This is a genomic window from Limosilactobacillus portuensis, from assembly GCF_014838735.1.
GTDB classification, from domain to species: Bacteria; Bacillota; Bacilli; order Lactobacillales; family Lactobacillaceae; genus Limosilactobacillus; species Limosilactobacillus portuensis.
This window is the reverse complement of the sequence record NZ_JABUXQ010000098.1, coordinates 1-309: the sequence shown is the minus strand read 5'-3', so window position 1 is coordinate 309 and position 309 is coordinate 1. Positions and strand designations below refer to the sequence as shown.

Here is a 309-nt window from a genome sequence, read left to right as displayed (position 1 = left end):
GATACGTTTGTTCATACATCAGATTACCTTTGATTGTATAACCGACATAATCTTCCGCAAATTCTTTTGTTGCATTAATCACGTGAGACTCAATTGCACCCATATTAAGCGCCTTTTGATAAACAAGGTCTAAATCTTTTCCTTCACCTACATCCAAACAACATGCAATGACGTCGTATCCTTGTTCAATCAACCATTTAACGGCCACACTTGTATCTAAACCGCCTGAATATGCTAAAACCACTTTATCTTTCATCCTAGTCACCTCTGTTAAATAATTAATATTTGATTAACTGTACTATAACATAA

1 protein-coding gene is annotated in these 309 nt (G+C 34.6%); it reads right to left on the bottom strand.

What is annotated here, in order from left to right; all coding sequences use genetic code 11:
* On the bottom strand, window positions 1-256 hold a 256-nt coding region (locus tag HUK49_RS10735; RefSeq protein ID WP_191913679.1), incomplete at its 3' end, for an argininosuccinate synthase domain-containing protein.
* Window positions 257-309: the final 53 nt, after the last annotated feature.